Genomic DNA, 22,478 nt, shown 5'->3' on the forward strand with positions numbered 1-22,478 from the left:
TGAACCGACTTACGATTAATCTGCAGAACACAAAAGCTCGTGAATACAGAAACCACCACCCTCAATTGGTTCAGAAACGCCGCGCCCTATATCAATGATCTGCGCGGGCGAACCCTGGTGGTTGCGATTCCGGGGGAAGGGTTTGAGCACGAGAACTTTCGCAACCTGGTACACGACCTCACTCTGTTTATCAGCCTGGGGGTAAAGTTGGTGCTGGTGCACGGGGCCCGCGCCCAGGTAAACCGCGCATTGACGGCCGCCGGTATCGAAAGCCGTTTTCAGGGCAACACCCGCATTACCGACCGCGAAACCCTGGAGGTGATCAAGGCGGTGGTGGGCAAACTGCGCTTCGAAATTGAAGCCGCATTTTCCCAGGGGTTGCCGGATTCCCCCATGGCGCGCTCTGCGCTGAAAGTGGTTTCCGGCAACTTCGTCACCGCGCGTCCGGTGGGCATTATCGACGGCGTGGATATGCGCTGGACCGGACAGGTGCGGCGGATGGAGGTGCAGGCAATTGGCCGCGCACTGGACGAAAACTCCCTGGTGCTGCTGTCACCCTTTGGCACATCGCTGACCGGTGAGCTGTTCAACCTCAACTATCTGGATCTCGCCGCCGAGGCGGCCAAGGCACTCCAGGCGGAGAAACTGATCCTGTTTCGCGACCTGCCTCAGCTGGAAGTCGAGGGTGACGCGGTGTATGACCTCAGCATTCACCAGGCGGAGGACGTTGCCGACAACCTCGATAGCGAGACGCTCAACTGTGCCATCAAAGCCTGCAATGCGGGCACACAGCGTGTGCACTTGCTCAGCTACGCGGATAACGGCGCCCTGTTACAGGAGCTGCTGAGCCGCGAAGGCGCCGGCACCATGATCTACCGCGACAGCTATGAGGTGATCCGGCGCGCGCGTATCAACGACGTCGGTGGCATTCTCGGCCTGATTCGACCGCTGGAAAAACAGGGCATTCTCGTGCGCCGCTCGCGGGAAAAGCTGGAGTCGGAGATCGATCACTTCACCCTGGTGGAAGTGGACGGCACGCCGGTGGCCTGTGCCGCGCTGTATCCGATCCTCGACGATCAGGGCGATACCGTCGCTGCGGAAATTGCCTGCGTGGCCATTCATCCGGAGTTTCGCGGTGGTGGCCGCGGGGCCAAACTGCTGCAGCATCTGGAGCGGCAGGCGCGGGCACTGGATCTGGCGGAAATCTACGTGCTCACCACCCAGACGGAGCACTGGTTTATCGAGCGCGGTTTTACCCAGGTGGACGTCTCGAACTTACCCACCAGCCGGGCGTCTCTGTACAACATTCAGCGGAATTCCCGCGTCTTACGCAAACCGCTGAAGACGCAATAGCTTTGCTTGAAACCCGGCGCAAGACGGACACTGCTTGCGCCGTTTTTCCGTAATTTCGACAACCGCGCAATACTGCTTCCAGTTTGCTAACCTGTCGCGCTCCCGGACAACGTTCTCAGCCCGGTCGCCCAGCCCCTGACGCGGGCGAAACACCCATTTTCGGAACCACGTTTACACGTAAGTAAGTACCGCTATGCCTCAGTACCGCTCTCGCACCTCCACCGCCGGCCGCAATATGGCCGGCGCCCGCGCCCTTTGGCGCGCCACCGGCATGAAGGATGACGATTTCCACAAGCCGATTATTGCCGTGGCCAACTCCTTTACCCAGTTCGTGCCCGGGCACGTGCACCTGAAGGATATGGGGCAACTGGTGGCCCGGGAGATTGAAAAAGCCGGCGGCGTGGCCAAAGAGTTCAACACCATCGCCGTGGACGACGGTATCGCCATGGGCCACGACGGCATGCTCTACAGCCTGCCGAGCCGCGAGATCATTGCCGACTCCGTGGAATATATGGTGAACGCCCACTGCGCCGACGCCCTGGTGTGCATCTCCAACTGCGACAAGATCACCCCGGGAATGCTGATGGCGGCACTGCGCCTGAACATTCCAGTGATTTTCGTTTCCGGTGGCCCCATGGAAGCGGGCAAGACCAAACTCGCTGATCACAAACTGGACCTGGTGGACGCGATGGTGATCGCCGCTACCGACGATGCAAGCGATGAAAAAGTCGCCGAGTACGAGCGCTCCGCCTGCCCCACCTGTGGCTCCTGCCCCGGTATGTTCACCGCCAACTCCATGAACTGCCTGACCGAGGCCCTGGGCCTGTCCCTGCCCGGTAACGGCACCATGCTCGCTACCCATGCGGATCGGGAGCAGCTGTTCCTGCGCGCCGGGCGCGAGATCGTGGCGCTCGCCAAACGTTTCTACGAAGAAGACGACTACGCCGCACTGCCACGCAGCATTGCCAACCGCGCCGCATTCAGTAATGCGATGGCACTGGATATCGCCATGGGCGGGTCCACTAATACCATCTTGCACCTGCTGGCTGCGGCTCAGGAAGGGGAGATCGACTTCGACCTGTCCGATATCGACCGCCTGTCGCGCAAGATTCCGCAGTTGTGCAAGGTGGCTCCCAACACCCAGAAATACCATATTGAAGATGTGCACCGCGCCGGCGGTGTGATGGCGATTCTCGGCGAGCTGGAAGCCGGTGGCCTGCTGGATGCCAGCCTGCCTACGGTGCACAGCCGTTCCTTCAAGGAAGCGCTGGAACAGTGGGATATCCGCCGTACCGACAACCCAGACGTTCACAAATTCTTCCGCGCCGGGCCCGCGGGCATCCCCACCCAGACCGCGTTCAGCCAGGATTGTCGCTGGAACAATCTGGACGGCGACCGCGAACAGGGCTGCATCCGCTCGGTGGAGCACGCCTACTCCTCCGAGGGTGGCCTCGCCGTACTGTTCGGCAACCTCGCCCCCAACGGCTGTGTGGTGAAAACCTCCGGTGTGGAAGAGGAGCTGTGGCACTTCGAAGGGCCAGCCCACATCGTGGAGAGCCAGGAGGATGCAGTGGCACATATTCTCGAAGGCAAGGTGCAGGAAGGCGAAGCGGTGATCGTGCGCTATGAAGGTCCCAAGGGCGGCCCGGGAATGCAGGAAATGCTTTACCCCACCAGTTATCTGAAATCCAAAGGGCTGGGCAAGTCCTGTGCACTGATCACCGACGGTCGCTTCTCCGGGGGCACTTCCGGCCTGTCCATCGGACATGTGTCTCCGGAAGCGGCCGGTGGCGGCAATATCGCGCTGGTACAGGATGGCGATCTGGTGCGTATCGATATTCCCAAGCGTCTGATCGAGATCGATGTTCCCGAAGAGGAACTACAGCGCCGGCGCGCCGCGATGGACGCAAAAGGCGGTGAAGGCTGGAAGCCGGCCAAGGTTCGCCCACGCAAGGTCAGCCGAGCACTGAAAGCCTATGCGCTCCTTGCCACCAGTGCCGACAAAGGTGCGGTGCGGGATATAGACTGATCGGCCCCCTCCCACCGACAGCAGAAAAATAGCGGGCATAGCCCGCTATTTTTTTACTTCTCCTGTCGAGTAAACACTATCCCGGCTACTCCGCCAGCTTGTAGGAAATACGGTTGCGAACACCGTGCTTTTCTATCGGCTTGCCATCGACCATTGTTGGTCGGTACTTGAATCGCGCTACCGCGTTCAATGCCGAGCGGTCAAACACACCGGTGGGCACACCGGTCACATCAAAGCCACCGACAACACGCGGGTTCTTCACGCTGCCACTTTTACTGATGGTGAACTCCACTACCACATAGCCCTCGATTCCCCGAGCCATGGCCCGGCGTGGGTAGCGCGGGGCAGGCTTGTAGATGGGCAACGGGTCCGCGCTGATAATTGCCGTATTCACCCCGGTGCGGGTAGTAATAGGCGGGGAGATATCCAGCGGGATTGTACCGGGTTCCACCACGGGCTCCACGCTGGCAGGCGCAGCAGGCGGCGGCAATTCCTGCGGCTTTTGTAGCGTCTTCTGCTGATAGACCGTCGGCTTCACATCCGGCATATGAATCGGGGCCACCTTCGGTGGCGCCTCCGTTGGAGGGGCTTCCAGGTCGGTGGCGATCAGTTGCGACATACCAAATAACAGCAGGCCGGTGACCCCAAGAGCCAGCGTCAGGCTCCGCACCGCAGCCGATGAGCGAATGGAAATAGAAGGGTTTAAGCTCGATAAAGCGGATTGGGAATTGGGCGGATAAGCCAGTTCCATAACACCTCTCCTTTTTATTTTCGGGTGTTGTCTGAAACGCACCGACACACCAGGTGGCTCGATGCGGTGGAAAAAGCTGATCAGCTACTTATATGTCTAGTTGAATACAACGAAATTGCAAATAATTCCCATTAATCGATCAAAAATACGCCACATAAAGACCACAGACAAAAAAAGGCCGCACATTGTGCGGCCTTTTCTGGAAAAACATCCGGTCGACGTACTATTACATCGCCAGCTGCTTCTCGCGCTCCTGCTCACCTTCCACGAAAGTGATCCACTGTTTAGCAAACTTCTCGGAACGTTTGTCTTCCAGTGCTTTCTTGAAGTTCTTGAGTGAAGCGTCGTACTTCTTCAGGTTGGCATTGGCCATACCCAGTACGATGTAGAGCTGATCCGGACGTTTGATATCGCCCTTGTTCAGCGCCTTGTTACCCATATCCAGAGCTTCTTTATTCTTGTCCAGGTCCAGATAGATACCGGCCAGACGGGAATAGAGGTCGCCCTTGTCAGACAGGCTTGCCGCGGCTTCCAGCTCGGGGATCGATTTCTGCAGCTCCTGAGCCATCTGGTACGCCTGAGCCAGGGTTTCCAGATTTTTGGAGTTGCGGGCAATCTTCTTCTCGCTCATGCCCTTGTCGATCACCTTGGCGCCCTTGTACGGCATTTCCGCACCCATAAAGAGATAAGCCATGTTGAGCAGCTCTTTCTCTTTCTGCAGGGCACCGGCAATGTAGGCAGCTTCCATCATGTGAAGCATATCGTCTTCACGCTTCAGCTCACCGTACATACCCGCCAGCTGCTTGTAGTACTCGCCTTTCGGATAGTACTTGACCAGCTTCTCGAGGATATTGGCAACCTGCTTGTAATCGTTTTTCTCGTAGTAGAGGAAACGTTGCAGGCCCAGCCAGTTTTCCTTGGGGGTCTTGCCTTCTTTTTCGTACATGGACACGGCCTGATTGATATCGGCCAGCGCCTTGTTGTTGTCACCCAGCTGATAGTAAGCCTGAGCGCGCAGCGCGTAGGAGTCCGCATTGATGTTGTCCGCCACCTTGAACCAGCGGTTCAGGTAGTTGACAGCCTGCTTGTAGTCTTCGGTTACGAAGTACAGCTGGGCTACGGTCAACAGGGTACCCACTTCCAGCGCCACCGGCAGGTTCTGTTCACCCTGCGCCAGCACTTTCTTGTAGTAGGTAATCGCCTGCGGGTACTTCTCCATGCTGTAGTACACAAAGCCGTAGAAGTAGTACATCTGCGCGGTTTCGTAACCGCTCAGCTTGTCTTTACCCGCTTCCATTTCCCGCAGTGCCGCCAGGGCCGCCGGCCAGTTCTGGGCATCGGCAGCCTCCTGGGCCTTACCCAGATGCTTGAATGCACTCTCGCGCATGGACGGCGTTTTGCGGGTCTTCTGCTCACTTTGGGCTTCCGCCTGAGCGAAAGAAGTGGAAACACCCACAGCCTCCAGTACGGTTACACTCACTGCCGGCGCCAGAACCAGGGGCAGCGCTACGGACGTGCGCAGGACGAGCCTGGAGAGGCCTTTCGTCACGGTCGTCATATTCATATGCGTCCCCTATCTTATTTCGCCATATTGAAGCTGATCTTGGTTTTTACACCAGGCACTTCAATCGGTTCACCGTCAACAACCCGCGGCTTGTACTTGTACTTCAACGCGGACTTCACAGCAGCGCGGTTGAAGATGGTGGTGGGGTTGCCATCTTTGGTGAAGGCTTCCACAACACGCGGATCACGTACAGAACCGTTCTTGGTTACCGTGTATTCCACAACAACCCAACCCTCGATACCACGCTGCAGTGCGCGACGCGGGTACTGAGGCTGAACCTTCACGATAGGCAGGTAGTCACCCTCGGAAGCGAAGCCACCGATACCACCCACGTTCAGGTCGGCGTTGGCCGTCGGTGCAGACATGTTCAGGGCATTGTCTACGTCCGGCTGGTCAAACTCCGGCTCCGGCATGTCGGGTGGCGGCTGCTCGGGCTCATCGGGCTTATCCGGTTTGCTGGTATCGTATTGCGTTTCGATCTTCTGCTCCGGCATGACGATGTCGGCAACCTTGATTGGCTCCTCTTCTTCAGGAGCACCCAGGTTCGCCTCAATCAGCGCATGCATGGTGAAGATCAGGGCAAAAGTCGTGGCTACCGCCAGCGCACCCGCCCCTACTAGTCTTACCGGGTTCATAGCTGTTAACTCTTCTCTGTAGCGACCGACACTTTCTCGATACCGATCTTCCTGGCCGCGTCTGCGATCAGGGCAACCTTCTCGATACTCGCCTTTTTATCGGGCTGAATAACCAACCACCCCTTGGGGTTTTCCGCGTAGAGACGCTCCAGGGTGTTTTTCACCAGGCGGTCATCTACCTGCTCTTTGGCAATCCAGATTTCGTTGTTGTCGTTAATCGCTACCAGAATAGAGGCGGCTTTGAGATCAGCGGTAGTCGCTTCCGGCTTCAGAACATCGACACCCGGCTCCTTGATAAAGGTCGCGGTGACGATGAAGAAGATCAGCATGATGAACACCACGTCCAGCATGGGCGTGAGGTCAATCGCTTGCCCTTCTTCTTCCGCCGTATTCTGTTTTCTGCTCATTGCAACTCTCTCTAGCGAAATGCTAATAGCGAGATTTGGCCCTGAAGCCTCCACCGCCACACGCGGTGATAAGTGGAAGCTTCCGTGTTGGCTAAACCTTCTTGGTTACCGCCGCGCTCTGTCGATTGCGCCGGCAACGCACACTTGTGGTGCCTTAGTGATCCATCGTCAGATGGTCTTCCAGCAGCTGGGTCTCGCGCTGAGCGGTACGGGTGATATAGGTGTTGGCAAATACACCAGACAGTGCGGTTACCATGCCCGCCATTGTCGGGATGGCCGCCATGGATACACCACTGGCCATTTGCTTGGCATCACCACCACCGGTGATCGCGAGAACCTCAAACACGTTGATCATGCCCCAAACGGTACCCAGCAGGCCGAACAACGGCGCCAGGGCTACACAGGTTTGAATCATGTCCAAGTTGCTGTCGATTTTCTCGGATACCCGGGAAATCAGCGCGTAGCGGATCTGGTGGGCACCCCAGGATTTGCGCTCGGGGCGAGCTTCCCAGGTGTCCACGGCGCCCTGAACATCACTCTTCAGGCCACCTTTGAAGTAAAAGAACCGCTCGAAAATCAGCGTCCACATAAAGAAGGTCAGGCCGGCGATCAGGAGTAGTACTGGCCCGCCCGACGCCATAAAGGCGTTGACGGCGGCCCATGCGTCATTTAATGCGTGCATGTTGCCGCCTCCTCTTATTTACGCTCAGCGTTTTCTGCAACGATACCGGCACTCTGTTCGTCCAGGATGTGCAGGATGCGCTTGGCACGGCCGTTCACGATGGTGTGCAGCAGTACAGTCGGGATAGCCACACACAGACCCAGAACGGTGGTTACCAGTGCAGAGGAGATACCGCCAGCCATTGCTTTAGGATCGCCCGCGCCGAAGATGGTGATCGCCTGGAAGGTGATGATCATACCGGTAACGGTACCCAGCAGACCCAGCAGCGGGGCTACCATGGCGATGATCTTCAGCAGGTTCAGGCCGGATTCGATGGCCGGACGCTCTTTCAGCACCGCTTCTTCCATCTTCAGTTCCAGAGTCTCGCCGTCTACGCCTTTGTTCTCTTCAGCTACAGCCAGAACACGACCCAGCGGGTTGTTGGTGTTCGGAGTAGAAGAGCGCAGCTGAGAGTTCACTTTGGCGTTCACGCCAGACAGAACCAGCAGGCGCCAGATGGCCAGCAGAACCGCGATCACACCAACGCCAGTGATGATGTAACCCACGATGCCACCCTGGTGCCAGCGCTCAACAATGCTCGGGCTCGCGATCATGGCTTTCAGGTAAGAACCGCCGCTCGGGCCAGTGGGGTCAACACCAAACGGAGTAAAACCACTGGTCGCCGCTTGCAGGTCCGCAGCCATGCTCAGGTATTTGCCATCGGGCTGACGAATCAGTTCGGCCAGCTTCTGGTTGTCGTTCATTTCCAGGTACTTGCCGTCGGAAACGATGTTGAAGTTACCAACACGAACAACTTCCTGCTCAGCCTGCTCACCGTCGGGCAGGATTACAGTGGTGTTGAATTTGACAACCTTGCCGGATTCCACGGTCTCACGCTGCAGTTCGTACCACAGGCGCTCGATTTCCTGGATGGTCGGCAGCTTGGTCGCAGAGTTCATTTTGTCGATCAGCTGATCGAGGAACTCGGCGCGGCCCGGGTATTGAGCCGAAACCAGAGAGGTTTGCAGGTTGGCGCGCAGGTCGCCAGCGGTAGAAGTCAGGTGACCAAACAGTTCTTTCAGAGAGCCGAGGCGCTCGTCCAGCTGCTGACGCTTCTGCTGAACCAGCAGTTCCTGTTCTTCGTACTTCTTCTCCAGCGCCGCGGAGCGGGCTTCTTCAGAGGCACGGGTGTTTTCCGCCTGGCTCAGCAGAGAAGCCTGATTGGCTTTCTGGCGACGGAAGTCGGCTTCGCGCTTTTTGTGCTCAGCGGACTCAGAGATTTTGGAGCTCTGAACCATCTTCAGCAGCTGGTCCAGGGAAGATGCTTTGTCCTGGGCAACAGCGGAAACGCTGAACAGGCCAGCAGCCGCTACGGCCAGTACGCTTTTGGCGATAGAGGATTTCATTGCGCAGCCTCCGGAGCCGGGATCGGCATAGTCATGATGTCGGTAGTGGCCTGTTTCTTGGCGATTTTCAGGCCCTGCATGATGGCGCGGCGGAATTCGCCGGAGTCGATCTCAACCCAGGCTTTCTGCTCTTTGTCATAGGCCAGGGAGATTTTGGAGTCGGTGGTCTGAGCAACCAGCGCGATACGCCCGATCTGCAGAACGCTCACTTCGCGATCCTGACCGTTTACGTTCAGGGTGTCGCCGTAAGTATCAATCTTGCGCGCGTATTCAGCTTCGAAGTTGTACAGTTCCAGCACCTGACGGAATTTTTCCGCTACAGTGATATCGGAACGGTCCATATTGTTCTTCACGCCTTCCAGGTTGGCCTTACGCTCGGCCAGTTTGAAGGGGGCGTCCAGTTCGATGAACTGTTCCAGGCCATCCAGCATACGCAGGATCAGCGGCTGGATCTGACGCTCGATAACGGTCACCTGATCGATGGACTCGTCGAGATCCTTGATCACGGCCAGCTGGTTGGCCAGCTGCTTTTCGAGCTGACGGTTATATACGCGCAGACCGTCAATCTCTTTGTTCACTACCTTGAACTGCTGCAGCAGATCAGAGGTTTCCTGAGCGATCTTGTCGATGCGCTTTTGAGATGCAGTGGCAGCAGCAGTTTTCTGCTCGCCAACCTTGAGTACGGTGTCGAGTGTGTCCGCAGTGGCTACGCTACCGTACAGTGCGCCGGCAGACAGCGCAGTGGTCAGCGCCACAGCCATGAATCGCTTGGTTTTCATTAGACCCCCCAGTGGGTTCAATATTTCACAACATGGTCGCGATGGATTAGCTGCCACAACGCGGTAGTTTTTGGTTTGAAGACAGCTAAGAGCCGCACATTGTAAACAGCCGATTTGATTATTCAAATGCGGATTGACTGAGTCGTTCCGCCTGTGTAGCACGGTAACACCGAGGTAACACCTTCGGGGTTCATGCACACATTTGCGGCGATCTACACTGTGCAACATTTGACCAACCCTACCCGAAAGGGCATTTTTTGGTCAAATTGTTTTTAAATAAACCTGTCGTACTGGACTAAGCAGTAGTTGTATTCATCCCGCTCCGATGCCGGGTAACAGTCCCGGGCGGCCTCCTGCCAGGTATCGTCGATTTTCGGGAAAAAGGCGTCCCCTTCCACTTCAGCATCCACTTCCGTGATATACAGGCGGGTGGCCACCGGCAGCGCCTGACGATAAATCTCAGCCCCACCGATCACCATCAACTCTTCCATTCTTTCCGCCTGGGCTCGGCGGTCCGCCAACGCCAGCGCCGCCTCGAGAGAAGATACCACCTCGACACCCTCCGCCTGCCAGTCCGGGTTACGGGTGATGACGATATTCACCCGTCCGGGCAGTGGGCGGCCGATGGATTCGAAGGTCTTGCGCCCCATGATCACCGGCTTGCCGAGAGTGGTGCGCTTGAAAAACTGGAGATCGCCGGAAATCTTCCACGGCAAGGTATTGTCCCGGCCAATCGCGCGGTTGCGCGCCATCGCCACAATCATGGCCACAGGCGTACTGGTAGCCCCCATCACACAGCCACCGGCGCGGGAATATGCGGGTGCGCTTCGTATCCGCGCAGCTCGAAGTCCTCAAAACGGAACTCAAACAGGTCTTTGACATCCGGATTGAGCAGCATCTGCGGCAGCGGTAGCGGCTCCCGGGACAACTGTTCCTCGACCTGTTCGGTGTGATTGGAATAGAGGTGCGCATCGCCAAAGGTATGCACAAAGTCACCGGGCTGGAGCCCGCAGACCTGTGCCAGCATCAGGGTAAGCAGACTGTAGGAGGCGATATTGAACGGCACGCCGAGAAAAATGTCCGCGCTGCGCTGGTACAGCTGGCAGGACAACTTGCCGTCCGCCACATAGAACTGGAACAGGGCGTGGCAGGGTGCCAGGGCCATTTTTCCCGCCCGCGCATTGTCGCTGGGCGACACGCCCTCATCCGGCAGGTCCGACGGGTTCCAGGCACTGACAATCAGACGGCGGGAGTCCGGGCGGGTCTTGAGCTGATGCACCAGCTCCTTGATCTGGTCGATATGACGGCCATCGGCGGTGGGCCAGGAGCGCCACTGATAGCCATACACCGGCCCCAGATCCCCCTCTTCCGTCGCCCACTCGTCCCAGATGCGCACACCATTCTCTTTCAGATAGGCGATATTGGTGTCACCTTTCAGAAACCACAGCAGCTCGTGAATGATGGAGCGCAGGTGGCATTTCTTGGTGGTAATCAGCGGGAACCCTTCGGAAAGGTCAAAGCGCATCTGGTAACCAAACACACTGCGGGTACCGGTGCCGGTACGGTCGCTCTTGAGGGTGCCGTTATCGCGCACATGGCGCATCAGGTCGAGGTATTGCTTCATCTATATAGGTCTTGAAATCGGGTACCTGGCGAAGCCACTACTTGGCCGCGCTCTTTTTCATGTTACCGGCGCTTTTGGCGCTTTCGGATTTGGTCTTGGACCGGGGTTCCGGCTTTTCGCCCTGGCCACGCCCTTCTGGCAGTGGTTGGGTGCGGTAACTCCAGATCAGCAGCAGAATACCACCCACAATCATCGGCAGGCTGAGTAATTGACCGCGGGTCAGCCAGCCAAACATCACGTCGATGCCCACATCCGGCTGGCGCACGAACTCCACCAGGAAGCGGAAGATACCGTATAGAAGAACGAACAGACCACCGACGGCCAGACGCGGGCGGGGCTTGCTTGAATAGATCCACAGTACCGTGAACAAGACCAGCCCCTCCAGGAAGGCCTGATAGAGCTGGGAGGGATGACGCACCAGCAGCTCCGGGTCACGGGGGAATACCATCCCCCAGGGTCCGTCGGTTTCCCGCCCCCACAGCTCCTGGCCGATAAAGTTACCGATACGGCCGAGGCCGAGGCCAATGGGTACCAGCGGTGCCACGAAATCGATCAGAGCGGGGAAAGTAGTGCCGATTTTGCGCGCATAAATGGTCGCCGCCAGCATCACGCCGATCAGCCCGCCGTGAAAGCTCATCCCCCCTTCCCAGACCTTGAACAGGCTGAGGGGGTGGGCCAACAGCTCGCTGAAATTGTAAAAGAACATATAACCGAGGCGGCCGCCCACCACCACGCCAATGGCGCAGAACAGGATCAGATCCTCGACTTCCGACTTGATCACCGGCGACCAGGGTTTCTGCGCCCGCCGCATGGCCAGCCACCAGGCGGCGGCAAATCCGGCCAGGTACATCAGGCCATACCAGTGAATTTTGAGCGGCCCAATGGCCACTGCAACGGGATCGATCTCGGGGTACGTCAGCATGCTGAAACCACGGTTATGAAAATTGGGCGTTATTATGGCACTGACAAAATGAACATTGCGAGCTGACATGTGCCTGCTGCTGATTGCCTACCGCCAACACCCCCGCTTTCCCCTGTTGATTCTGGCCAACCGGGACGAATTCTACGGGCGCGAGACGGCCGCAGCGCACCCCTGGCCCGATCACAGACTGACCGCTGGGCGGGACCTGGAGGCCGGAGGCACCTGGCTGGGCGTCGCTGTGGGCGGGCGGGTGGCCGCAGTGACCAACATGCGGGAGCCGCAGGTATCCGAGCCGGAGAATGTACTGTCACGGGGTGAGATCCCGGTGCAGTTCCTCGACAGCGATCGCACCCCCACAATCTTTGCCCGGGATATACCCGGAGAGCGCTACCGCGGCTTCAACGCCGTTCTGTTCGATGCCCGGCTCCTCGCCGACGGGGCCGCGGCCCCGCTGGTGTGCGCAGGTAACCGCCACCGCCCCTTTGCTATGACACCCGGTGTACACGGGATCTCCAACGGTGCACCCGACGCCCCCTGGCCCAAGGTCACTCACGGCTGTGCAGCGCTCACCGCACTGGTGACAACACTGCCTACCTCTCTGGATCACACCAGCTTTGTCGCGCCCGCACTGCAGCTGCTCAATGATCACCGGCGCGCACCCGCAGACCAGTTGCCAGATACCGGAGTTGGCGAGCCTCTGGAGTCGGCGCTCTCCCCCATATTTGTGCGTATCGGTGCCGACGACCCAGCGGGCGGCTCTTTGGGCCGCGGTTACGGGACCCGCGCCAGCTCACTGGTCGCTGTCAGTACGGATGGCGACGTCCAATTCTGGGAGCAGACCTATACTGACGGGCGAGTCAGCGGCCCACCCCGCTACTTTCAGACCCCACCAAACTGACCCGCTTCACATACCTCCCCCCGTGGGGCGCCCGACTGGTACCCACCCCACCGCCCATTGTCCGGCCACCTAGAGTTAAATGATTCCAACGCCAAGCAAATTTCGCATTTGTTGCCATACTTAAATTCACAGGCAGGCGGATGTTGAGATACGCGCAAGGCGACGTACTCAACGGCCGCTTTAATAAAAGGAAGGTCGCGCGGGATGCTCGGCTAAGGTGCGCCGTCGCTGGAATTCGTTCCGGCGATCAGTTGTGGATAGGTGCGCCGAAGGTTGGGAAGGTATGAACGATCGGGCCCCGGCTTCCGCACTGTAAACCGGCGCCCTGCAGTATCGCTGAGGTACCATGTCATATTTCATTCCAGAGCGTCGCAAACGCAAATCACCGCTGCCGCTGATTTTTCTCGGCAGCCTGTGCGTGTTCGCCCTCTATTACGCTTTCACTGCCAATCAGAAAACGGTCCCGGTGCTACCGGAGAACGCCGTGCGCCCACACTTGGTGAACTGGCTGGAGGACAACCCTGACGCCTGGCCCGCTCAGGACCCCATCTTCAACCCGGTGGCGGTGCGCCGTATCTATCGCCGTACCGATTACCGGCTGCTGTGGTTCGATAACTACAGCCTGAGTGACACCGCGAATGACCTGCTCAAGCAGCTCACCGCGTCGAGCTCCGGTAACCCGAGCAGTATGGTGGACTACCGTTATCACCTCGGCTACTTCGACCGCACCCTGCGCGATACCCCGCAGCGCCTGCAGATGGCCGCGGTGCTCGACGTGCTGCTGACCGATGCATTCATCTCCTATGCCCAGGACACGCAACTGGACAAGCTGCGCCCCCAGGCACCCAAGCAACAGCCGCGCCTGCGTATGCGCAAGAAGGACATCACCCCGGTCAACCTGACCGAAGGTGGCTTCCAGATGGCCAGTACGCGAGTGTCCGATAGCGGCGACGACGATAGCGGAGTGTTTGCCGGCCTGCAGATGGCAGCCAACGACTACAGCACCAGCAGTGGTCGCCAATACTTCCGCGGTTACAATCGCGGTGACCGCCGCAGCAGCCAGTCCGTGGACCGGTCGCGCTATTATACCCAGCGCTCATCTCAGGGGCGCGTGTACAGCAGCGGCTCCCGCTACGGTACCAGCCACAGCGCCCGTTACTCGACCCGGAGTTATCCACAGTCTTACCCGCGCGTCATGCCGCGTTTCCGCAACCTGTCCGAGGGCGGCTCTGGCCTCACGCCGTCGCACGGGGAAGGGATGTACGTCGAGCAGAATACGCCCTTTGGCAACGATGCCCAGGCACTGCGCGAGCAACTGGTGCGCTACCGCAACATGGCCGCTTCCGGCCAGTGGCGCCCCCTGCCGGCGGGCCCGGCCATGACACTCGGCGCCAAGCACCCCAACGTGGCTCACCTGCGCAACCTGCTGTCGGTCTACGGTGACTATTACAGCTATGGCGGTGAGAGCAACAGCAACCGCTTTGACCAACGCCTGCACGATGCGGTGGTACGCTTCCAGCGTCGCCACGGGTTAAAACCTGACGGCATCGTCGGCAAGCAGACCCGCCAGCGGATGAACCTCTCGCCATCGGCCCGCGCCGCGATCATCGAGACCAACATCCGCCGCCGGGAAAAGCTGCCGGCCAATCTGGGCGACCGCTTTATCCAAGTGAATATCCCCGGCTACACCCTTAACTATGTGGAACGCGACCGCATCAAGCTCTCCATGAATGTGGTGGTGGGTAAGAAGATCCACCAGACACCGGAGATCAATACCCGCGTCGCCCGCGTGGTGTTCAATCCCACCTGGACCGTGCCGCGCAGCATTCTGGTAAACGAGATTCTGCCCAAGGCCCGGGCCAACCCCCACGGCATGGAAAACCTGGGTTACCGGGTGGTCAACGGCAGTGGCGAGTACCTGCCCCTGAACAGCCAGAACCTGAAACGCGCGGCGGCCGGTGGCTTCCTGATGCGCCAGAAAGGCGGAGAGAAGAACATCCTCGGGCGGGTGAAGTTCGAGATCCCCAACTCGGATGAGATCTATCTGCACGACACCCGCGCCAAGAGCCTGTTCAGCCTCACCGACCGCGATTACAGCCACGGCTGTGTTCGCCTGGAAAAGCCCCGCCAGCTGGCCGAAGTACTGCTGCGGGACGAGCCCGGTGACTGGAGCCGCTTCCGCATTGAACAGCTCACCACCGGTGACGAGACCACCGAGGTGCGCATGAGCAAAAATGTGAAGGTGTATCTGACTTACTGGACAGCCTGGGTCGACGGCGAAGGTCGCATGAACTTCCGCCCGGACATCTATGGCAAAGACGGCCTCGCCGCCAACCAGTTCTAGGAACCCCTGATCAGATCCTCGATACCGCAGGCGGTGCCAGCAGGCGCCACCTGACACCAGACTTCTCTCACTGCCCACTGCCTGGCCGGGTGGAGGAACCACCCGGCACTCTTTCCCACCCCGATATTCGCCCTCCAGCCCCCGCCCAGCGGGCATATTCCGAATCAGCCCGAGAACCCACAAGCGCATACCCCAATGGTATTTGGCGCCAATCCGGTCACAAATTACCAATTAAGACACTGTGCACGCCGGCGCGTGCCGACGATTGAGTGGTGTACGGAGCGTGTCTATTGCTCCGCTAGCGACAGGGGTCAGCGATGGGTAGCAAGTTGGGACTTCCAGTCCGTCTTGGAGCGGCGATGGTTTTATCGCTTTCCATTGACACACTGGCAATGAATGACGAAAAAAAATCCGCACAGGAACAGTCTTCCGGATCATCGCAGGTGGAAACCCAGCAGGCGAAACAGCCTTCCGCCACCACACTTGCCTCTTACAGCCCCTACACCCCCTATGGACGCCAATATGCGCTGATGCGTGAGGAACTGGCGCGCTACCGCGCGCTGAGTGAGGGCGACGACTGGCAACCCCTGCCCGCAGGCCAGCCCCTGGCCCCCGGGATGCGGGACGAGCGGGTTCGCGTGCTGCGCAGTCTGCTGATGCAGTACGGGGACCTGGCACTGGTGGATGACATGGCCAAAGCCAGCCTGCAGGGGGCCGCTGACGCCGGCGACAGACCAACCAGTAAAAACCCGGCAGACCTGTACGACCAGCAGGTTCGCCACGCGGTGGAGCGCTTTCAGCGCCGCCACGGCCTGCGCGCCGATGGCATCGTCAACACGCATACCCGCAATGCACTCAACACACCACCCGCCAAGCGGCTGACCACGCTGGAAGCCAATCTTGCGCGCTGGCAGAAGATGCCCAAAGACCTGGGGCCGCGCTACCTGCTGGTGAATATTCCCGAGTACACCCTGCGTCTTGTGGAAGGCGAGGAAGAGCAGTACCGCATGCGCGTGGTGGTCGGAAAAACCAAACACCAGACACCCCAGTTGAGTACCCGCCTCACCCGGGTAGTGTTCAACCCCACCTGGACGGTACCGCGCAATATTGCGGTGCGCGAACTGTTGCCCAAAGGGACCGGCAACCTGTCCGCCGGCGGCTATCGACTGGTCAATAACCGCGGCAAATCCGTGCCCTTCAGTGGCGCCAACCTGCGCGCCCTGCGCCTTGGCAGCGTGGCGCTACAGCAGCGCGGCGGTGCCGGTAACGCACTGGGTCGCTTCAAGTTTGTGATCCCCAACCGCCAGGCGATCTTCCTCCACGATACCCAGAAAAAAAACCTGTTCGCTCGCAGCCAGCGCGCCTTCAGCCACGGCTGCGTGCGGCTGGAAAAACCCGACGAGCTGGCCCGTATTGTTCTTGCCCAGCAGGGGAATCCCGGCAAATGGGACAGCGACCGTCTGGCCCGCTACACCACCGGCAGCCGCACCCGCTCGGTGGCCCTGGATCAACCCATCCCGGTACACATCGTGTACTGGACCGCCTGGGTCGACGAAGAGGGACAGCTGAACTTCCGGCCCGATATTTACCAGCGCGACCAGCAAGCGGCCGAATGAAATCTGGGGGTAACCATGGGAATCGACATTTATACCAACCACACCAAGCGGAAACCCGAGTTCCGAAGTCACCGCTCGCAGCACTGTCACACACTGGCCGTGGTGGGCTTCTGCGCTCTGCTACCGCTGTTTGCCGCAGCGCAGATTGAGGCGCCCGCGCTTTCTCCCGCTCTTCCCGCAGCACCGAGCGAACAACCGCGCGAGCAATCTGGAGAGCAGAATGAAGAGCAGCTGGGAGCGACCACACCACGAGCGCCTGGCGCACCCGCAGAGCAAGTGACACCACCACCGGCAGCTGGAGAAAACCCCGCCCACGCAACGGAGTCCACCGGAAAAGACGGCGTAAAAGCCATCGACTTTGCCGCAACAGCGCGAGCCCTGCGCGAACAGGCCGCTCGCTATCGCCAGCTGGCGGATCGCTGGCAGCCGATTGCGGAGGGTACTCCTCTGCGACCCGGCGACCAGGGGCCCAGGGTCGCCCAGTTGCGCCGGATACTGAGCCAGTATGGGGATTACCGGGGTGCCCTGGGCCCGGTGATCGTCGAGACCGATATATCCGACCGCTATGACGCTGGGCTCCAGCGGGCGGTGGAATCCTACCAGCGCCGCCACGGTATGGAGGTCACGGGCCACGTTGATGCCGCCACCCTGCACGCACTCGCGCGCTCTCCCGTTGAACTGGCTGACACGCTGGAGATCAATGCCGAGCGCTGGGAAAAACTGCCGACAAACCCGGGCGAGCGCTACATACTGGTCAACGTACCGGACTACCAACTGCAGTTGATCGAAGGACAGCAGGTGGTCCTGTCGATGAAGACGGTGGTCGGCAAGAGCAGTAAACGCACACCCGATCTGACCACCAAAGTGGTCTCCGTGGTATTCAACCCCACCTGGACGGTACCCCGCAGCATCCTGCTGACAGACCTGCTGCCGAAAGCGCGCAACTTCCCCGAAGCCATGCACAAGCGCGGCTACCGGGTGGTCAAGTACGGCACCAATACCACCACACCGATCAACGAAGAGAGCCTCGAAAGCGCCGCTCGCGGCAAGGCCACTCTGCGCCAGATCGCCGGCCCCGGAAATACCCTCGGACGCGTCAAGTTTGTGATTCCCAACAAGCAGGCCATCTTCCTGCACGATACCCAGGCACAGAGCCTGTTCGAACTGCGTCACCGGGCGTTCAGCCACGGCTGTATTCGTCTGCAGCAGCCGGAAGAGCTCGCCTACGCTCTGCTCGGTAAACAGGGCTGGGACCGGACCCGGGTCGCGCAGGCCACCACCGGGGATGAGTCTGTCACCATCAAGGTGGACAAGCCCCCGCGCCTGTTTATCGCCTATCTGACCGCCTGGGTGGACACCCTGGGGCAGGTGCAGTTCCGCCCGGATATCTACCACCGGGACCGCTGAGGCACACCGGCACTAGCAACACCCAGTCAGTCACCATTTTCGGGGAGGTCGATATACCTCCCCTTCCCATTCACGCCACCGCCCCCACTCCCGCGAACTCGCCACCCAGGGCCGCAAACCGATGGCGAAACGCCGGGTTTCCGGCGCCAACTCCCCCTGTAGCACCGCCTTTTCGCGAGGCAAGTCGGATGTGTGTTCTCTCACCAATAGAAAACCCTATACCCGAAACCAAACAGTCACAGAAAAATAATTTCCCAATCATGACAACGCTGTCACTACATTTTCGAAACTTACCGGGAACCCGTAGGCAAAATAAAGTCGAGCCGCCTAGTGTGTTAGAAAAAAATATCCAGGTTATTTTTTGATCAATTCGTTATCAGAGGCGATCAGTTTGTAACCAAAGATTATTTTTTATACAGTGCAGACATCGCGAGAGGCACCGAAAGCATCTCGAAGACTAGAGGCTCACCAAGGGCACAACTCACTCAGACACCAAAGGCGGTAACAGGGTATGAAAGAACTTTCCAGACGCAGGTTTTTAGCAGTTTCTGCAGCTACCGCGGCGGCGGTTTCGGCCGGCCCCGCTATGGCAAAAGTGGGCAAGTCGCGCAATCTGAAGATGCGCAACCTGCACACCGGTGAACGCCTGAACACCGCCTACTGGGCGGATGGCGACTACGATAGCAGCGGCCTCAAGCAGTTCAACCGACTGCTGCGCGACCACCGCGCCAATGAGGTAACACGCATGGACCCGAAACTGTTCGACATCGTGTACAAGCTCAAGGAAAAACTGAACTACAACGGCGAGATCGAGATTATCTCCGGATACCGCTCGCCCAAGACCAACGCCAAACTGCGCGCCGCGGGCCGCGGTGTAGCACGACGCAGCTACCACACCCGTGGTATGGCACTGGACATCCGCATGCCGGGCGTCTCTCTGTCCAAGCTGCGCCAGGCGGCCATCAATCTGAAAGCCGGTGGCGTGGGTTACTATCCGAAGAGTAACTTTGTACACGTGGACACCGGTCCGGTACGCCGCTGGTAATCAGCGGCCTAGCCCGCCGCAAAACAGCGCGGCTGTTAAACCAGAAAACCCAGGCAGTGCCTGGGTTTTTTGCGCTTGTGAATAAGGTCATTCTTCGACCGGAATGGTCACACTCACCGGCGTCATCTCTTCCTCCCGGGCCGGTACCTTGGTGTCACCGGAGATCAGCCCCACCAGCTTTTCGACCTGCTGCCGGCTGCGCTGCAACTCTGCCGGCGCCGCCAGTTCAATAGGGTCTTCCATCTTCAGCAGCCGCTGTTCCAGCAGGCCAAAGGTTTCTGCCAGCGCCGCCACCTGATGACGATCCAGCAGCAAATCCGCCAGCCCGCTGCCCTCACCCGGCAGCCAGGCTACCTGCACATTGCGCAACATGGCCAACAGAGCCTGTTTGGAATTGGCCGCCAGCCCGCTTTCCACATCGCTCTCGGAGCTCTCCGGAATCCGCGGCAGTACCTGGTTGCGTAGCAGATCGATATGCGCCGCACGGATCCGCTGCACACGCGCCACCGGATCCCGTGCCAGATAGGGCTGGGAAAGGTCGTTGGCGGTCACCGGCCAGCGGTTGGCCAGTTGCGACAGATCCTCACTGATTCCCTGAGTAATCAGACGCGTCAATTCCCGGCGCCTGTTTGATGCCTGCGCCTTGGGCTCCTCGCCACCACTGGACTCACTGAACTGCTCCGCAGCGCGCTCGCTGGTGGGGCCCCACAACATGATCTCGAGGGCGTGAAAGCCGGTGCTCGCCTCCTCGTGGGCGGTAAGCCGGTGCTGCTTGCGCAGGTTGGTCAGGGTCAGTTCGATGGCGGTGTCATTGACGATACCGCTGGTGGAATAGCCCGGCACGGTATCCAGGTAACCGGCCTGAACCGGCCAGCTGTTCAGCGCCAGCAGCAGATCTTTGCCCTGCTGCTGCAGCTCTGCGGGGGCGAAGGCCACCTCGATAAACGGCATGGACGCAGAAAACTCCCGATGGGCATCCAGCCAGGCCAGCTTGGCGGACTCCAGATGGTCCTCCGTGGGCGCCATCAGCAATTGCGCCACCGCCCGCTCGAGGGCCTGGGCGGCTGCCTGGGCATCAATAATCTGAGCCTGCCCCGCCTGCCAGTACTCCGCCGAATAGGCATCCGCCGCCGAGGTGTCTACCGACTGGGCAGGTGCGGGGACAGATTCTGACTCTTCGGTGGTGGCAGTGGGCTTGCGTTCACATCCGCTGCCCAGTAATAAAAACCCGCTCAGCATGACGACTAGAGGCAGGCCGCGAGTTACGGCATTTTTTCGCTGTTCAAACAAACCCTAAGACCCTGTGTTGACACTTCTGGTTGAAATTGCGCCCGTCGTGGCTGCCCCTCGGCTACCACTCCAGTGCGCTGGCAAAATCTTCTGCATCGCCCCGCAGGCTGATCACCTTCCACCCGCGGCGCTGCGCTTCTTCGCGCAGCCGGTTATCCGGATCCACAGCAATGGGGTGTTCCACCTGCTGCAGCAACGGCAGATCGTTGATGGAGTCACTGTAAAACCATTTTTCGCCCTCGGCGTACTGCCCGTGGGCCTGCAGCCACTGGCGCAGGCGCACCACCTTGCCCTCCTGGAAGCAGGGCTCGCCCGCCACCTGACCGGTGAATTTTCCGTCGATCTCTTCCGGCTCCGTCGCCAGCAGGGTATCCACTCCCAGGCGCTGCACAATCGGCTCCACCACGAAGCGATTGGTGGCGGTGATGATCATGATGTGGTGCCCGGCATCGCGGTGCTTCCCGATCAGGGTTTCCGCATGAGGCAACCAGATTTCCCCGATCACCTCACGCATGAACTCCTGTTGTAGATTCTGCAACTGACCGCGCGAGAGCTGCGCCAGGGGCTCCAGAGCAAACGAAAGGTAGGCAAAAATATCCAGGGAGCCCTGTTGATAATCCCTGTAGAACCGGTCGTTCTCGCTGCGGAACCGCTCACCGTCCACACAATCACGCGCCACCAGAAACTCACCCCAGGCGTGGTCGCTGTCGCCACCAATCAGCGTGTTGTCCAGATCAAAAATCGCCAGTTGCACAGAAATCTCCTTAGTTGACTATAGGGCACCGGTGGCGCACAGGTTGCCCTGCCGGAAAATTTTTGCGCCGAATTCAGACCCGTTCACACCCGGGTGCGGACGGAGGTACCACTTCCGCTGGTTGCTGCCCCTGTTTCAGGGCGTGGGATTTTACCTTGCTGCCCAAGAGGTTACATCGACCACCTCACTGAATTGCCGTAAACCAGTCCCTGTGGAACAATGCAGGACATTATGGTGTGCTGGGGTTATTCCCTCCTGACGATTCGCACACCGAAAAAATTGAGGACGGTATTTTGGGCGACGGTAAGCAGACACCCGCCGGGCGCAAGCACCGCCGCAAACCCGCCAGATCTTCCGCGCGCAATGACCGCCAGGGCGGTGGCAAGCCCCAACGCAAGGCCGCCGCGGAAACCTCTGGTACCACTTCGGGCAACGACAGCAATATCGACAGCGAAGGCTTTCGCCCCAATGTCGGCATCATTGTTCTGAATGAGCGCGGCCAGGCTCTCTGGGCGCGCCGGGTAGGCGGAAAGGACGCGTGGCAATTCCCGCAGGGGGGCATCAACCCCGGCGAATCCCCGGAGCAGGCGTTGTACCGGGAACTCTATGAAGAAGTCGGGCTGACCCGAAGCCAGGTCACCTTGCTCGGCAGCACCCGCGGCTGGCTGCGCTACCGGCTGCCGCACCGGCTGGTACGGCGCCGCTCGGAGCCTTTGTGCATCGGTCAGAAGCAGAAGTGGTTTCTACTGCAGCTGAATGCCGAAGAAAGCAACATTAGTTTCAATAACGGTTACAAACCGGAATTTGATCACTGGCGGTGGGTGAGTTACTGGCACCCGCTCACCAAAGTGGTGACCTTCAAGCGGGAGGTTTACCGGCGCACCCTTACAGAGCTGGCGCCCACGCAAATACAATTGGAAAGACGCTGGCTGAAACGCGACCAGTAACCCGTACAGGCGGTGCCGCGATGAACGCCAGGCCCGCCCGGGAACG

At 59.3% G+C, this 22,478-nt stretch carries 20 protein-coding genes; 8 read left to right on the forward strand and 12 right to left on the reverse strand.

Translation table 11 applies throughout. From position 1 onward, the window contains the following. Positions 1 to 39: 39 nt before the first annotated feature. Both argA and ilvD read left to right on the forward strand, forming a co-directional pair. The gene (gene argA, locus LRR79_RS00360) at positions 40 to 1,353 is read left to right on the forward strand and encodes an amino-acid N-acetyltransferase (RefSeq protein WP_231758465.1); all 1,314 of its coding nucleotides are present in this window, start codon (positions 40 to 42) and stop codon (positions 1,351 to 1,353) included. A 193-nt stretch (positions 1,354 to 1,546) separates the two neighbouring features. After that, entirely contained in the window at positions 1,547 to 3,382 is a 1,836-nt protein-coding gene (gene ilvD / locus LRR79_RS00365; protein WP_231758466.1) for a dihydroxy-acid dehydratase, read from the forward strand. An 85-nt stretch (positions 3,383 to 3,467) separates the two neighbouring features. Here ilvD and LRR79_RS00370 read toward each other — a convergent pair whose 3' ends face one another. The 10 genes from LRR79_RS00370 to lgt form a co-directional block, all read right to left on the reverse strand. Then, positions 3,468 to 4,133, reverse strand: a complete 666-nt coding sequence (locus tag LRR79_RS00370; protein ID WP_231758467.1) for an energy transducer TonB — start codon at positions 4,131 to 4,133, stop codon at positions 3,468 to 3,470. Between the two features lie 226 nt (positions 4,134 to 4,359). Continuing rightward, complete coding sequence (locus LRR79_RS00375; RefSeq protein WP_231758468.1) at positions 4,360 to 5,697, reverse strand: tetratricopeptide repeat protein; 1,338 nt, start codon at positions 5,695 to 5,697, stop codon at positions 4,360 to 4,362. Positions 5,698 to 5,711: 14 nt separating this feature from the next. Then, a complete protein-coding gene (locus tag LRR79_RS00380) occupies positions 5,712 to 6,332 on the reverse strand; it encodes an energy transducer TonB (protein ID WP_231758469.1) in 621 nt (206 codons plus the stop codon). Between the two features lie 5 nt (positions 6,333 to 6,337). After that, positions 6,338 to 6,739, reverse strand: a complete 402-nt coding sequence (locus LRR79_RS00385) for an ExbD/TolR family protein (protein ID WP_043319449.1) — start codon at positions 6,737 to 6,739, stop codon at positions 6,338 to 6,340. Between the two features lie 154 nt (positions 6,740 to 6,893). Next, complete coding sequence (locus LRR79_RS00390) at positions 6,894 to 7,421, reverse strand: MotA/TolQ/ExbB proton channel family protein (RefSeq protein WP_231758470.1); 528 nt, start codon at positions 7,419 to 7,421, stop codon at positions 6,894 to 6,896. 14 nt (positions 7,422 to 7,435) lie between these two features. Then, on the reverse strand, positions 7,436 to 8,806 hold the full coding sequence (locus LRR79_RS00395) for a MotA/TolQ/ExbB proton channel family protein (protein ID WP_231758471.1): 1,371 nt from the start codon (positions 8,804 to 8,806) through the stop codon (positions 7,436 to 7,438). Next, the gene (locus LRR79_RS00400; RefSeq protein WP_231758472.1) at positions 8,803 to 9,585 is read right to left on the reverse strand and encodes a DUF3450 domain-containing protein; all 783 of its coding nucleotides are present in this window, start codon (positions 9,583 to 9,585) and stop codon (positions 8,803 to 8,805) included. The genes LRR79_RS00395 and LRR79_RS00400 overlap by 4 nt, the downstream gene beginning before the upstream one ends. A 272-nt stretch (positions 9,586 to 9,857) precedes the next feature. After that, the gene (locus LRR79_RS00405) at positions 9,858 to 10,376 is read right to left on the reverse strand and encodes a dihydrofolate reductase (RefSeq protein WP_231758473.1); all 519 of its coding nucleotides are present in this window, start codon (positions 10,374 to 10,376) and stop codon (positions 9,858 to 9,860) included. Continuing rightward, entirely contained in the window at positions 10,376 to 11,209 is an 834-nt protein-coding gene (locus LRR79_RS00410; RefSeq protein WP_231758474.1) for a thymidylate synthase, read from the reverse strand. The genes LRR79_RS00405 and LRR79_RS00410 overlap by 1 nt, the downstream gene beginning before the upstream one ends. A gap of 37 nt (positions 11,210 to 11,246) precedes the next feature. Continuing rightward, the gene (lgt, locus tag LRR79_RS00415) at positions 11,247 to 12,131 is read right to left on the reverse strand and encodes a prolipoprotein diacylglyceryl transferase (RefSeq protein WP_231758475.1); all 885 of its coding nucleotides are present in this window, start codon (positions 12,129 to 12,131) and stop codon (positions 11,247 to 11,249) included. 67 nt (positions 12,132 to 12,198) lie between these two features. Between lgt and LRR79_RS00420 the strand changes: the two genes are divergently transcribed. The 5 genes from LRR79_RS00420 to LRR79_RS00440 all read left to right on the forward strand — a co-directional run bounded on the left by LRR79_RS00420 (position 12,199) and on the right by LRR79_RS00440 (position 19,441). Then, positions 12,199 to 13,029 carry an NRDE family protein gene (locus LRR79_RS00420; RefSeq protein ID WP_231758476.1) on the forward strand — a complete coding sequence of 277 codons (831 nt, stop codon included), beginning with the start codon at positions 12,199 to 12,201 and terminating at the stop codon, positions 13,027 to 13,029. Positions 13,030 to 13,375: 346 nt separating this feature from the next. Then, the gene (locus tag LRR79_RS00425) at positions 13,376 to 15,373 is read left to right on the forward strand and encodes a L,D-transpeptidase family protein (RefSeq protein ID WP_231758477.1); all 1,998 of its coding nucleotides are present in this window, start codon (positions 13,376 to 13,378) and stop codon (positions 15,371 to 15,373) included. 359 nt (positions 15,374 to 15,732) lie between these two features. Then, positions 15,733 to 16,989: a L,D-transpeptidase family protein gene (locus LRR79_RS00430; RefSeq protein WP_231758478.1), complete on the forward strand. Its 1,257-nt coding sequence runs from the start codon at positions 15,733 to 15,735 to the stop codon at positions 16,987 to 16,989. A gap of 15 nt (positions 16,990 to 17,004) precedes the next feature. Next, positions 17,005 to 18,396 carry a L,D-transpeptidase family protein gene (locus LRR79_RS00435; protein ID WP_231758479.1) on the forward strand — a complete coding sequence of 464 codons (1,392 nt, stop codon included), beginning with the start codon at positions 17,005 to 17,007 and terminating at the stop codon, positions 18,394 to 18,396. A gap of 511 nt (positions 18,397 to 18,907) precedes the next feature. Next, on the forward strand, positions 18,908 to 19,441 hold the full coding sequence (locus LRR79_RS00440) for a DUF882 domain-containing protein (RefSeq protein ID WP_043319465.1): 534 nt from the start codon (positions 18,908 to 18,910) through the stop codon (positions 19,439 to 19,441). An 87-nt stretch (positions 19,442 to 19,528) separates the two neighbouring features. Here the strand turns inward: LRR79_RS00440 and LRR79_RS00445 are convergent, their stop codons facing one another. Continuing rightward, the gene (locus LRR79_RS00445) at positions 19,529 to 20,731 is read right to left on the reverse strand and encodes an imelysin family protein (protein WP_231758480.1); all 1,203 of its coding nucleotides are present in this window, start codon (positions 20,729 to 20,731) and stop codon (positions 19,529 to 19,531) included. Between the two features lie 61 nt (positions 20,732 to 20,792). Next, entirely contained in the window at positions 20,793 to 21,485 is a 693-nt protein-coding gene (locus LRR79_RS00450) for a histidinol-phosphatase (protein ID WP_231758481.1), read from the reverse strand. A gap of 443 nt (positions 21,486 to 21,928) precedes the next feature. Here LRR79_RS00450 and rppH point away from each other — a divergent pair, with 443 nt between their 5' ends. Then, complete coding sequence (gene rppH / locus LRR79_RS00455; protein ID WP_231760057.1) at positions 21,929 to 22,432, forward strand: RNA pyrophosphohydrolase; 504 nt, start codon at positions 21,929 to 21,931, stop codon at positions 22,430 to 22,432. Positions 22,433 to 22,478: the final 46 nt, after the last annotated feature.

It is taken from the genome of Microbulbifer elongatus, from assembly GCF_021165935.1.
Taxonomy (GTDB): Bacteria; Pseudomonadota; Gammaproteobacteria; order Pseudomonadales; family Cellvibrionaceae; genus Microbulbifer; species Microbulbifer elongatus.

What these genes read in the sequence shown, in the direction of transcription:
- LRR79_RS00425 (WP_231758477.1), top strand. Translation starts at nt 13,376, where the DNA reads ATGTCATATTTCATTCCAGAGCGTCGCAAACGCAAATCACCGCTGCCG.
- LRR79_RS00380 (WP_231758469.1), bottom strand. Translation starts at nt 6,332, where the DNA reads ATGAACCCGGTAAGACTAGTAGGGGCGGGTGCGCTGGCGGTAGCCACG.
- lgt (WP_231758475.1), bottom strand. Translation starts at nt 12,131, where the DNA reads ATGCTGACGTACCCCGAGATCGATCCCGTTGCAGTGGCCATTGGGCCG.
- LRR79_RS00430 (WP_231758478.1), top strand. Translation starts at nt 15,733, where the DNA reads ATGGTTTTATCGCTTTCCATTGACACACTGGCAATGAATGACGAAAAA.
- LRR79_RS00405 (WP_231758473.1), bottom strand. Translation starts at nt 10,376, where the DNA reads ATGGGGGCTACCAGTACGCCTGTGGCCATGATTGTGGCGATGGCGCGC.
- LRR79_RS00420 (WP_231758476.1), top strand. Translation starts at nt 12,199, where the DNA reads ATGTGCCTGCTGCTGATTGCCTACCGCCAACACCCCCGCTTTCCCCTG.
- ilvD (WP_231758466.1), top strand. Translation starts at nt 1,547, where the DNA reads ATGCCTCAGTACCGCTCTCGCACCTCCACCGCCGGCCGCAATATGGCC.
- LRR79_RS00400 (WP_231758472.1), bottom strand. Translation starts at nt 9,585, where the DNA reads ATGAAAACCAAGCGATTCATGGCTGTGGCGCTGACCACTGCGCTGTCT.
- LRR79_RS00395 (WP_231758471.1), bottom strand. Translation starts at nt 8,806, where the DNA reads ATGAAATCCTCTATCGCCAAAAGCGTACTGGCCGTAGCGGCTGCTGGC.
- LRR79_RS00410 (WP_231758474.1), bottom strand. Translation starts at nt 11,209, where the DNA reads ATGAAGCAATACCTCGACCTGATGCGCCATGTGCGCGATAACGGCACC.
- LRR79_RS00435 (WP_231758479.1), top strand. Translation starts at nt 17,005, where the DNA reads ATGGGAATCGACATTTATACCAACCACACCAAGCGGAAACCCGAGTTC.
- LRR79_RS00375 (WP_231758468.1), bottom strand. Translation starts at nt 5,697, where the DNA reads ATGAATATGACGACCGTGACGAAAGGCCTCTCCAGGCTCGTCCTGCGC.
- LRR79_RS00390 (WP_231758470.1), bottom strand. Translation starts at nt 7,421, where the DNA reads ATGCACGCATTAAATGACGCATGGGCCGCCGTCAACGCCTTTATGGCG.
- LRR79_RS00370 (WP_231758467.1), bottom strand. Translation starts at nt 4,133, where the DNA reads ATGGAACTGGCTTATCCGCCCAATTCCCAATCCGCTTTATCGAGCTTA.
- LRR79_RS00385 (WP_043319449.1), bottom strand. Translation starts at nt 6,739, where the DNA reads ATGAGCAGAAAACAGAATACGGCGGAAGAAGAAGGGCAAGCGATTGAC.
- LRR79_RS00440 (WP_043319465.1), top strand. Translation starts at nt 18,908, where the DNA reads ATGAAAGAACTTTCCAGACGCAGGTTTTTAGCAGTTTCTGCAGCTACC.